Origin of the sequence: Syntrophaceticus schinkii (assembly GCF_000946815.1) — a bacterium.
GTDB classification, from domain to species: domain Bacteria; phylum Bacillota; class DSM-12270; order Thermacetogeniales; family Thermacetogeniaceae; genus Syntrophaceticus; species Syntrophaceticus schinkii.
Genome location: NZ_CDRZ01000273.1, coordinates 24,769 through 35,705, shown reverse-complemented (window position 1 = coordinate 35,705; position 10,937 = coordinate 24,769). Strand labels below are relative to the sequence as shown.

11 protein-coding genes are annotated in these 10,937 nt (G+C 48.3%); 3 read left to right on the top strand and 8 right to left on the bottom strand.

The window, feature by feature from the left end; translation table 11 throughout:
* Positions 1-424 precede the first annotated feature (424 nt).
* The 3 genes from SSCH_RS18470 (at position 425) to SSCH_RS22100 (ending at position 1,356) form a co-directional block, all read left to right on the top strand.
* Positions 425-742, top strand: coding sequence for a helix-turn-helix domain-containing protein (locus SSCH_RS18470; protein ID WP_156972309.1), 318 nt, complete (start codon positions 425-427; stop codon positions 740-742).
* A gap of 190 nt (positions 743-932) precedes the next feature.
* On the top strand, positions 933-1,112 hold the full coding sequence (locus SSCH_RS20480; RefSeq protein WP_156972308.1) for a hypothetical protein: 180 nt from the start codon (positions 933-935) through the stop codon (positions 1,110-1,112).
* An 85-nt stretch (positions 1,113-1,197) separates the two neighbouring features.
* The gene (locus tag SSCH_RS22100) at positions 1,198-1,356 is read left to right on the top strand and encodes a HepT-like ribonuclease domain-containing protein (RefSeq protein ID WP_084711200.1); all 159 of its coding nucleotides are present in this window, start codon (positions 1,198-1,200) and stop codon (positions 1,354-1,356) included.
* A 14-nt stretch (positions 1,357-1,370) separates the two neighbouring features.
* Here the strand turns inward: SSCH_RS22100 and bchH are convergent, their stop codons facing one another.
* The 8 genes from bchH to SSCH_RS13505 all read right to left on the bottom strand — a co-directional run bounded on the left by bchH (position 1,371) and on the right by SSCH_RS13505 (position 10,709).
* Positions 1,371-5,255 carry a magnesium chelatase subunit H gene (bchH, locus tag SSCH_RS13535; protein WP_052835668.1) on the bottom strand — a complete coding sequence of 1,295 codons (3,885 nt, stop codon included), beginning with the start codon at positions 5,253-5,255 and terminating at the stop codon, positions 1,371-1,373.
* An 84-nt stretch (positions 5,256-5,339) separates the two neighbouring features.
* Positions 5,340-6,152 (bottom strand): ABC transporter permease, encoded by an 813-nt coding sequence (locus tag SSCH_RS13530; RefSeq protein WP_044665926.1) that lies wholly within the window; start codon positions 6,150-6,152, stop codon positions 5,340-5,342.
* Positions 6,149-7,087, bottom strand: a complete 939-nt coding sequence (locus SSCH_RS13525) for an ABC transporter ATP-binding protein (RefSeq protein WP_044665925.1) — start codon at positions 7,085-7,087, stop codon at positions 6,149-6,151. Before SSCH_RS13525 ends, SSCH_RS13530 begins: the two co-directional genes overlap by 4 nt.
* Positions 7,074-8,009 carry an ABC transporter ATP-binding protein gene (locus SSCH_RS13520; protein WP_052835667.1) on the bottom strand — a complete coding sequence of 312 codons (936 nt, stop codon included), beginning with the start codon at positions 8,007-8,009 and terminating at the stop codon, positions 7,074-7,076. The genes SSCH_RS13525 and SSCH_RS13520 overlap by 14 nt, the downstream gene beginning before the upstream one ends.
* 2 nt (positions 8,010-8,011) lie before the next feature.
* Positions 8,012-8,578, bottom strand: coding sequence for an ABC transporter permease (locus SSCH_RS19575; RefSeq protein ID WP_198142493.1), 567 nt, complete (start codon positions 8,576-8,578; stop codon positions 8,012-8,014).
* Positions 8,500-8,952, bottom strand: a complete 453-nt coding sequence (locus SSCH_RS19570) for an ABC transporter permease family protein (protein WP_198142492.1) — start codon at positions 8,950-8,952, stop codon at positions 8,500-8,502. Before SSCH_RS19570 ends, SSCH_RS19575 begins: the two co-directional genes overlap by 79 nt.
* An 18-nt stretch (positions 8,953-8,970) precedes the next feature.
* A complete protein-coding gene (locus SSCH_RS13510; RefSeq protein WP_232294486.1) occupies positions 8,971-9,924 on the bottom strand; it encodes an ABC transporter substrate-binding protein in 954 nt (317 codons plus the stop codon).
* 26 nt (positions 9,925-9,950) lie between these two features.
* On the bottom strand, positions 9,951-10,709 hold the full coding sequence (locus SSCH_RS13505) for an ABC transporter substrate-binding protein (RefSeq protein ID WP_044665923.1): 759 nt from the start codon (positions 10,707-10,709) through the stop codon (positions 9,951-9,953).
* Positions 10,710-10,937: the final 228 nt, after the last annotated feature.

Sequence of the window (10,937 nt, the reverse complement as noted above, 5' to 3'; positions counted from 1 at the left end):
TCTTATCCTTATACCCTGCCCTCTTGCCTTGTCCACCTTAACCCTTAATCGTCGAATCACCGACATTGAAATTTGATAATCCAAATCTAATAAAATCTCGAATGATACAATTGTGTCATCTCCTCTCTTGCTCCTTCCTTATTATAGTATTTGACCCTTCCGCTGGAAATACGATTAGGAGGAGGCATAAATCCACCTCCCCCGATACTTGTCCCATCATTACTGCAACAACATAAAAATATATTTGTTGCTTTGTATTATTAATGTACTTATAATTATAATACAAAACGACTACTATTGCAACATCTGTGGACTTGAAATGTGTAGTATTTGTATTATATTATGATACAATATGAAATGTGTTGAAACCAATCAGGAGGGTTAATGTCATTGAAAAAATAGGGATCAAAAACAAGGAAACCATTTGAGAGAGCTATTAAAACAATACAGACCAGGTAAATCCATTCGGGCTATTGCATCAGAGGCGGGAGTGAACCATTCAAATCTCTCCAGGGTCTTGCGTGGAGACCTTGCTCCATCGGAAAATATGTTAAAAAGCCTGGCTTCGATCGGCATACCTGTTCCCATAGAGAACAATACGCAAAATGAACTCACTTCAGCAGATATGGCTCTGCTAAATTTCGACGGTGAATCCTGCCCTGCATGGCAGTTCACGATCGATACGATCATGCAGATTTATGATGGTGATCACAATAATTCAAAAAAAAACAACATCATCTGACAACACAAATTCGTCAACAGCTGTAAACACTGGATGCAGCTACACTAAATTAGTAGAATCAATTTCTGTTTTTTTCATCCTGGGGAAACTGGTTTCTCCGGCTATCATCACCGGATTTATGCTGTCACTAATAAATTTCAATAAAGAACAATTGCATCATTGGCTCACAGACCAGGCCGGCAAAGATCCCATGGCTAGGCGATTACTCTTCCATGCCACACTCTTTGCCATAGATCCCCTCGCATACACCATTGAAGGAGGGCTTCTCCAGATAGATCAGGCAGTACACTTTGAAAAACCTGATATCTGTATCAATACACCCCTGTTCGGTGTGCGTTTTGTGAGGGAGTATCAAAAGGAACTAGAATAATAGGGTCACCTTTTTATCGGGCAACCGATTCATACCTGAGCAGATTAATAGAAGAGCGAAAATGACAACTTGACAAAGCAAACAGATATATTTTGCCCCGTCCACAGGTGAACGCAATATAATTGTACATGAGTATGAAGAAATAGACGACATTATTGTATATGAAAGCATCTCAGAATCCCTGAATCTCTACTGGCAGTATCTAGAATCTGTTTTTGAATATACCAAAAAAGCAGGTACCTGATCACAACACCTGCATTAGATGCTCTGCAGCTGTTCCTCTATAGCTCCCTCCAGCTCCAAATAGGCCTCACGCAGTTTTTCCAATTCCTCTTCAGTGGCCTCCCAGTAACCCCGCCTGTGGGCCTCAAACAGCCTGCTGATAATTTCCGCAGCAGCCCAGCGGTTGTTCTCTTCCAGGCGTTTTCTCATCTCTTCATCAAAGATATAGCGCTCAGCGATATCACTCCAGATCCAGTTATCCACCTGATTGGTAGTGGCCGCTAACCCCACCATGTTTTCTACGCGGTCAGCGATATGCTGTGCCCCGTGGTAGTCATGATTCAGCAGTCCGTCGATCCATTTGGGGTTGAGGAGGCGTGTTCTTACTCCCCTGCAAATAGCTGCTTCCACATCTTCAGTGATGATCACCTCCTGGGTTGTATCACTGAACAGCATTTCCGGCTTCTTGCCGCCGGCAACCTCAACAGATTTGGCCAACCCGCCGAAGTATTCATAATAGTGATCAAGATCTGTGATCTCGTAGTCATGGGAACTGCGCACCTGGGAGATCACCTCGACCCCGGCGAGCTGCCTGCGAAAGAGCTGATCCATCCTTTTTGCCCGCACACCCCTGGTATACAGGTAATCCATGCTGTCAAAATAGGCGTCTGCCAGCTGATCTTCTTCTGTCCAGTTCTGGGTTTCCACAAGCCCCCGCACTTTTGTTCCATACTCACCCGCAGGGGGGCCAAAGATCCGCGCGCCGGCAATATTCCAGGCAGCCTCCACATCAGTTATTTTATCTTTCAAGTCATTAAAGAGGGCAAATGAATTCTCTTTGACATAGTTCATTTCCACCGGCTCATCCAGCTCGGCCACCAGGTGAAAGGCATCATCAAGCAGTTCCATCACATTGGGAAAAAGGTCGCGGAAAAACCCGCACATATTGACAACCACATCGATGCGCGGCCTCCCCAATTCATCCAGGGGGATAACCTCCAGTTGGGGACCCCAGGCGCCCCTTTTCCGCACCACCCTCAACCCAAGATAACGCAGGATCTGGCCGATTGTTTCCCCCTGGGTCTTGGATGTTTCGAAACCCCACAGGATGATGGCCGTACTCCTCGGATAGCAGCTGTGTTTTTTATAGTAGTGGGAGACGGTATTCTCAGCTATTTCCGCGCCCCGGGTGTAAGCAGCCTCAGTAGGAACCATGCGGGGGTCGAACTGATAGGTATTGCGCCCGGTGGGCAGTACATCCGGGGTACGGATGGGATCCCCTCCAATGTTGGGTTTAATATATTCGCCATTCAACCCCTCCAGGAGGGATGAGATTTCCTCATTCCGCTGCAACTCCTGAGCAACCTGATGCCCGTATTCCAGAGTTGTTTTAATCTCAGCACAGATATCCCCGGCATTCTGCAAACCGGACACAGCCTCCTTGATTGATGAAGAAAATGACCGGCTCACCAATTCCCTTGCTCTGGTATCGATCCCTTCCAGCAGTCCGGCATATGACCTGCCATCAACTACCATGGCCGGATTACGGACAGCCTGATCATAATCGATCCCTTCCACCTGGCAGAGCAGACGGTTGAGTGACTGTACCGCTCCTCGGTCATACCGCAAAATAAAGGTAACAAAATCGATCACCTCATCGGTGCTGTAGCCTTCATCCAGGACATGCAGGCCCTTGGGAATAATCGACCTTTTGATGCGGAAAACCTGATCGTGAAGTTCATCGATATTTGTTCCGGTAAATTTAGCTGCAGCGGCCTTTTCCAGAATGGCATTTTTCACCCTTTCACTGCGCAGTGGATCCTGAATCAGAGCTTCATGGTATTCACCGATCAACACCTCCAGTTCAGCCAAATCCTCATAAAGCTCAGAGGTTGTCACCGGGGGTGAGTTGTAATTGACCAGCACAGCCTGGCTTCTTCTCTTGGCTATCACCGCTTCAGAGGGGTTTGCCACATGGTAAATGTAGAGATGCGGCATGCTGCCGATCAATTGGTCAGGATAACAATCACCCGACATCCCCACCTCTTTGCCCCTGGTAAACTCCAGAGTGCCGTGTGTTCCCACATGAACACAGACATCAGCCCTCCACACCTCTTCCAGCCACTTATAATAGGCAAGGTACTGGTAGTGAGGGGGTATGGATTTGTCGTGATAGGCTTTCTCCGGTTTTTCATGAAGGCCCCGTGATGGCTGCAGCCCAATAAAGACATTACCGAAAACCACACCGGGCAGCATAATGCTGCCTTTGTTCGTCATCACCTCACCAGGCGGCGGGCCCCATTCCTCAAGCAACTCCTTGCAGTGAGGCAGGTCGCGGAACCAGGATTCATAAATGTCCTTGTCCAAAGTGACAGCACTGCCGGCTGTCAGATTCCCGGACAGCCACTTTCCGGAGTTTACAATGCCCTGATCCAGAAAAAGCTGATGCAGCTTTTCCTCCGGTAATTCACCGGTTTGATAGCCCGCCTCTCTCAATTCCCCCAGCAGCTTTTTCATGCTGGCAAACACATCGAGGTAAGCCGCTCCCCCGATGTTGTCCTCACCCGGTGGATAATTGTAGAGGATAAAGGCCACCTTTTTCTCCGCATTGGGCTTATTCCTCAAGCGCAGCCAGCTCAATACCCTCCCGGCGATCTTATCCACCCGCTCCTCAATAGGAGCTGCACCCTGCATATCCACACCGCGCACCTCATCATATCCCAGGCTCTTCAGGCCGCTGATAGGAATGGGCTCAATACACCCGTCCAGTTCCGGCAGGATTACGTTAATAATTACCTCATTGGGCATCAGTGACTCCTCTTCCATCCAATCACTGATTTTTTTTCTATTCATGGGCACCGGGTGAAAAACCGGAACATTGAGTTTTTTCAAATCGGCGATGGTGCTGCCCGGATCCCCCCCACGGGGACCCACATTCAATCTGAAAGATGACAGATTGACCAGCGCATCCACCAAAGGCTTGCCTTTATAGTAAAAATAACCCTTCAGCTTGTCGAATCTCTGGTTGGAAGCCGTATAAAAGAAAGTTTGGATCACATTGCATTCAGCTGCCAATCTTTGAAAGAGAGCCTTCGCACCCGCTTGAGAAGCCTCGCCATATCTGCCCATATACATCATAATTCCTATAGTAGGCTTTTTTTCATCAAGAGGGTATGCAGCCAGATAATCTTCTAAAGAAACAAAGACTTTTTGATCTACCGGATGGTATATACCCACATCCGGCAGTTCCTGCGGGGGATCCGGCTCAGGGACACTCAAGCCCTTGCAATTTCCTGCCAGCAGCAAAAAGAGATTCTTCAAGTTCTCACGACCGCCGTTGTTCCAATAATTGAATGCTAAAACCCAGTTCTGGCCATCCCTTTTTTGTTCAGCCGGCAGAAAAGCAACCATCATGCCCAACATCTTTGAGATATCCATCATCATCATCTGGGACATCTGAGACTCTTGAGCAGGCATCCCCGGTGACTGTTTCTTCACCATCTCAGACATCATCTGGGACTCTTGCCCAGGCATCCCCTGTGACTGTTTCATCATCATCATCATTTTTTTCATCGAAGCAATCGACTCATTGAGAGAAAATGATCCCATCCTGGCTCTTTGCATGATCACAGGAGGCATATAGCTCGTGGGAATCACCGCATTATCAGTTTCTGCCAGAACAGTGCAGATGAAATCAGTTAACCCCTCCTGAGCCCCCATCAGATCCAGCAAAACAAAATCAGCTAACTTCAAATCCTTGCTTAAATCTCTGCGATCAACCGCCAGTTCTCCACTCTCATGCAGTGAATAAAGCTCAATATCAACATGCAGCCTGTAGTTCTGCTCCAGGCCCGCTGACAGATCAGCCACCAGCGAATCAAGTGGGGCAACAGTTGCCATCACCACTTTGAATTTATCCATTGAACTCAGCCCTCCAATAATAAATTGAATCTTATCCCTCACCCGAGAGTATGATGCCCTTCAGGTGTCTGCACATCTTCTTTCTTAATTGAAATGTACTCCCTCACCCTGCAGCAGGTCACGCAGTCCGTCACCCAACAGGTTAAAAGCCAATGCCGCAACCATGATGGCCAATCCGGGACAGGTGGCAAGATGGGGAGCGATCCTCAGATAATCCTTCCCCTGGTTGAGCATCAGACCCCATTCCGGGAAGGAACCCTGCACCCCCAAACCCAGGAAACTCAAGCCTGCAGCCATCAAAATAACACCGGCCATGTCCATGCTGGATAAAACAACAATTGGCCCCAGGCAGTTGGGCAGGATGTGCTTAAACAGGATATGAACGTTTCCAAAGCGCAAACAGCGGGCACTTTCAACAAACTCCCTTTCCTTCAAAGACAAGACCATGCCCCGCACAAAGCGGGCATAGCTTACCCAGCCCAGGACAGTCAAGGCGATGATCATGTTGAGCAAGCCTGGACCAAGGATACCTGCTACCGCCAGGGTTAGAATAGCGCCGGGAAAAGCCAGCAGGATGTCGATGATGCCCATCATGATCGAATCAATGATCTTATGGCCAAAACCGCTGATCAACCCTACCAGAGTACCAATTATGGTATTAATAGAAACCACTGCAACCCCGATCAATAGGGATACCCGTGTTCCCAGGATCAATCTGGAAAAAATACAGCGGCCGAGATCATCGGTTCCCATCAGATAGGCCCTGCATGGGCCCATAAACCGGTTATCTAAATCCTGTGCAAAAGGGTCATGAGGTGTCAGATAAGGCGCAAAAAGTGCGGTTAGAACCAAAATAACCAGCAAGACCGCTGGAATAATCAAACTATATTTTTTCAAGAGCGATCACCATTTCCTCCAAAATTGACCATATGACAGGCAGCCTCATGTTCAGGCGCCACCCGAATTAACTCAGGTTCTTTTTGGCGGCACAATTCAACAGCCTGATCACAGATGCTGCAGCAGATACAGCCCCTATCAGCGCCGCTGTCACGGCTTTGTGGCTCAGGGATGGATTCTTCCCTGGCTGCAGCCAAAAAAAGGCGGGTATAGGGATGGAGTGCATTGTTGGTTATCTCCTCAGTACTCCCTATCTCCACCAACCTGCCGCCATACATGATGCCGATTCTTTGAGCCAGAGCAGCAACAACAGGCAGATCGTGGCTGATCAAAAGCACTGCAACCCCCTTTTGTTCATGGATTCTTTTGAACAAATGCATGATCTGCGCTTGTATGGTGAGATCCAGCATTGTAGTGGGTTCATCAGCCACAATTATATTGGGGTTGAGCAATAACACCCTGGCTATGGCAAGCCTCTGCAGCTGTCCCCCGCTGAACTGTCCGGGATATTTGCTCAGAATGTCTTCATCCATGTTGACCAGTTCGAGCATCTCTTTGATCCGGAGACTCATCTCCTCTTTATCATTGAGCAAGCGATGATAATCAAGCGGTTCTGCGAGGGAATAGCCTATTTTATGCCTGGGATTGAAGACACCATACGGATTCTGGCTGATCCCCTGCACAGCCAAACGCTCTTTGGGAGAGAGACTCGTCCACTGCTTCCCCTCCCAGAGCACCTCCCCTGAAGAGGGATGCATCAGTCCCAGAGCAATCTTGCCCAGGGTGGATTTGCCGGAGCCGCTTTCCCCCATCAGCCCGAATATTTCTCCCGTTCGAATCTCCAAGGAGACCCCTTTGACCGCCTCCAGTTTTCCCTTTTTCAGCAGCTTCTGCCGGAATACCTTAGTCACCTCACGGAATTCAAGCAACAGCATCACACCTCACCCAATGGCCAGGAGCAACTTGACGCAGAGCAGGTCTTTGCTCCAGACAGCTGTTGCGGAAAAGCTGACAATAGGCGGCATATGAACACCCTGTCACAGGAGAATGGTTGAATTCACTGTTGATTTGACTGGGCACCTGCAGCCCTCTTTCAGGTGCAGCAGCCATCAAAGCCTTTGAATACGGGTGCATACTGTTTTCATATAAATGAGCAGCCGGCAGTCTCTCCATCATTTCACCCTTGTAGATGAGGGTAATGGTGTCACATAAAAAAGCGGCTGCCTTGATGTCATGGGTGATCAACATCAAGCTCTGCCGGTTTTGTTTCACCAGTTGCTGCAGCAAATTAAGAATGCCCATGCGGCGAATAGGGTCGAGCCCCTTGGTGGGTTCATCGGCAATGATCAATGAAGGAGACTGAGAAAGTCCCATCGCCAACAGAACCCTTTGTTTCATCCCCCCACTCAACTGGTGAGAAAAACTGTCCGGTATCGACTCCGGCCTGGGCAGTCGCACCCTTCTGAGCAGTTCCAATATCCTTCCCTGGCGCTGTTCCGGTGCGACATTTGCTTCATTCTGCAGGTCTTCCATTTGTTCTCCGATGCTAAAGACAGGGTTGATGGAATTGAACACATTTTGCGGAATCAGCACAATTTCCTTGCCTCGCAGCTCAGACACTGTTTCCTGTTTCACCTGACTGCCTTTAAAATAAATTTCACCCTGGATTTCTGCGCCATTACCCAGCAGACCCATGATCGTATTGGCGATTGTACTCTTTCCCGCACCTGATTCTCCGACAATAGCCAGCTTTTCTCCCTCACCAAGGGTTAAACCCAGATCACGGACAGCAAGCACCCTCCAACCGTTTAAACCATATGTTACAGAAAGATTATGTATTTCCAAGAGATTTGACATTGTTATCTTTCCTCCGCCCAGCTGATCCGAGGGTCTAACCAGGAATAAACCAGATCAACCCCGGTATTGATCAAAATGAAACACACTGCTATAAAGAGGACACAACCCTGGATCACCGGAAAATCTCTGGTGTAAATTCCTTCTAAAATGAGTTTCCCCAGGCCAGGCCAGCCGAAAATACTTTCAATGATCACTGTGCCGCTGAGCAGAAAGCCCATCTGCAGTGCAACAACAGTCAGCACAGGAATCATGGCATTTTTTAAGGCGTATTTAAATAAAACCTTGTTCTCCCTGATGCCGTGTGCCCTGGCTGTATTCAGGTAATCCTGCTGTAAAACCTCAAGCAGGCTGGCCCTGAGCATCCTGGTGGTTAAGCCGGCCATCCCCAAACCTAGAGCTATTGACGGCATGATCAGATTAGAGAAACTGCCATAGCCGCTGACCGGCAGCAATTTCAGCTGCAGGGCGAAAAAAATGATCATCAGATAGCTCAGCCAAAAACCGGGTATGGACACTCCCAGGATGGCGAAGAAACGCAGACCCAGATCCAGCCAGGTATCCTTATACAAAGCTGAGATGATCCTGCGGGAACAGCGATCAGCAAAGATAACAGCAAGCTGGTGCAGGCCAGGAGAATCGTCGCCGGAAACCGAGACTGGATCAGAGATAGCACCGGCTGCTGATTGATCAAAGAGTACCCGAAATCCAGATTGAACAAATGCCGCAGCCATTTCCAGTACTGAACCGCCAAGGGTTGATCCAGTCCCTCTGTGCTGCGCACCATCTCCACTTCACTGGTTCCTACTCCATGGCCGAACCTGGCCTGGGCTACCATCTCCGCGGGGTCTCCCGGCACTAAAAACACCAGCATGAAAGTAATAAAACTGATCCCTACCAGGGAAAGGGCGGCTGCTGAGAGCCGCCGCAGCATATATGAGCCCAATCTATTTCCCCCCGGTGGTTATTTGCTTAATTTTGCTTTCCAGATGTGCCGCAAAAAGTTACACTCTTCTTCCAATGATGGTTCAAGATTCTGCAGTTTGGCTGTATAGGCAAAACTCTTGTTCTTGTTAAAGTACAGCAAGACTAAATGATCTTTAAGGATCTTCTCCTGGACTTTCTTGCTCATCTTCTTTTGCTCATCAGTATTGGCAGCGGTAAAATACTGATCGATCATCTGGTCCAGCTCTCTGTCATTCCCCACACTGTAGCGGCCCCTGGTGTGATAATCAGTTTTGAAATCTAAAGAGGAAGCACCGATCCCCGGGCTGGAGATCAATTCATAATCCTTTTTAGCCAGGGATGCAAAGAGTGCACCACCCTCAACCTGAGTTACCTTAAGATTTATACCGACCGCTTTCAACTGTTCCTCCAGAATGCTGGTGATCTGTTCCATTTCAGGGTTTGATGCAATATAAGTCAGGCTGACCTGGAGAGGCTTGCCGTCTTTTTGCAGCATTCCATCAGTGCCCTTGACCCAGCCGGCCCCTGCCAGCAGTTCCTGTGCACCGGCAGGATCATATTTTTGGCTGCCTTTTAATTCCTCAACATAAAATGGAGAAGCAGGAGCGACCGGAGTCGTCAATGTGGTGCTGCAGGGAGTCAATATCTTGTTAATCTCATCCCTGTTTACTGACTTCACAAAGGCTTCTCTGATACGATCATCTGTAAAAATCCCCTTGGTTGTATTAAAAGCAATGGGAGTAACTCCAAAAGAAGGCTCATGTTTCAAAACTAACTCTTTGTTTTTTTCAATGAGCACCATATCTCCAGCAGCAATTTTGCTTAACGGACTGATTCCGGTAATGTGAATTTGTCCGCTTTCCAAAGCCATGACCCTGGAATGGGGATCCGGTATCACTGAGTACTTAATCCGCTTAATGCTCACCATCCCCCTGCCAATAATCGTCCACAGCTTCCATAACCCAGTACTGTCCCTGCTTATGCTCTGCCAATTATAAGGGCCAGTCCTATCGGGTCTTTAATTGTATACCCCTTGCCAGCCTCAGTCTTGCCCATTCCGGAGGGCATCTGGCCCATGCCTTCTTTGGATTCACCTTGCTCACCGGAAGCTGCCGGAGGCATCTTAGACATGCCCTCCCCGGATTCGCTCTTCCCCATTGCCGGCATCTCATCTGTTCCCTTTTGCTCACCTTTTCCGTCTGACATGCCAGATGGCATTTTATCCATGCCCCCGCTGTTTTCAGCAGAAGCCTCTACTATGGCTTTAGGGCTGACTACCATTCCACCGGCAATTTGGGCTATATGCCACATAAAGAGCGGGTATGGTTCTTTAAATGAAAAGCGGACTGTATTGTCATTAACAGCCTCAACCTTCTCGATAGGGTATTTACCCCAGACAATCTGCATTTTGTCTACATTTTCCTTCACCGCCTGGGCATTAAATGGTGTGCCATCGTGGAATTTAACATTCTCCTCTAAGAAAAAGGTATAGCTCTTTCCGTCATGTGATATTTCCCACTTTTTTGCTAAAAGAGGGCGTGGTTCCCCCTTGTCATTAAGGGTGACCAGCGTTTCAAAGATCAGGCCACGGCTTTCCCACATCCCTCCGTTAGGGTCAACAGTATCCTGCCCTACACCGACAACCAGCTCTTCTGAGCTGCTCCCCTGGCCGGCACATCCGAAGGCCAGCAAGCTGAGTGAAAAAATAAACAGTACCAATAAAGCAGTCCTTTTCATGAGTTCTCCTCCCACTTAAAAGTATCTAAATTATCTTTCATCCTACTACGGTAACCGGTAATCGCCTTCCCTGCCGCCCATACTCCGAGTTTAGTATGGAAAACTTTCACTGCACATGCTCTTCTACATGCTCAACAATACTCCACAGTGCTTTGCAAAATAAAATCCCCGGCCTACAAACAGCCGGGGATTACAAGGGTTTTCTAATAAACATAAAAACCACCTCCC

Coding starts and splice junctions, on each gene's coding strand:
- bchH (WP_052835668.1), bottom strand. CDS start 5,255: ATGGATAAATTCAAAGTGGTGATGGCAACTGTTGCCCCACTTGATTCG.
- SSCH_RS13520 (WP_052835667.1), bottom strand. CDS start 8,009: ATGTCAAATCTCTTGGAAATACATAATCTTTCTGTAACATATGGTTTA.
- SSCH_RS13505 (WP_044665923.1), bottom strand. CDS start 10,709: ATGAAAAGGACTGCTTTATTGGTACTGTTTATTTTTTCACTCAGCTTG.
- SSCH_RS20480 (WP_156972308.1), top strand. CDS start 933: ATGGCTAGGCGATTACTCTTCCATGCCACACTCTTTGCCATAGATCCC.
- SSCH_RS13525 (WP_044665925.1), bottom strand. CDS start 7,087: ATGCTGTTGCTTGAATTCCGTGAGGTGACTAAGGTATTCCGGCAGAAG.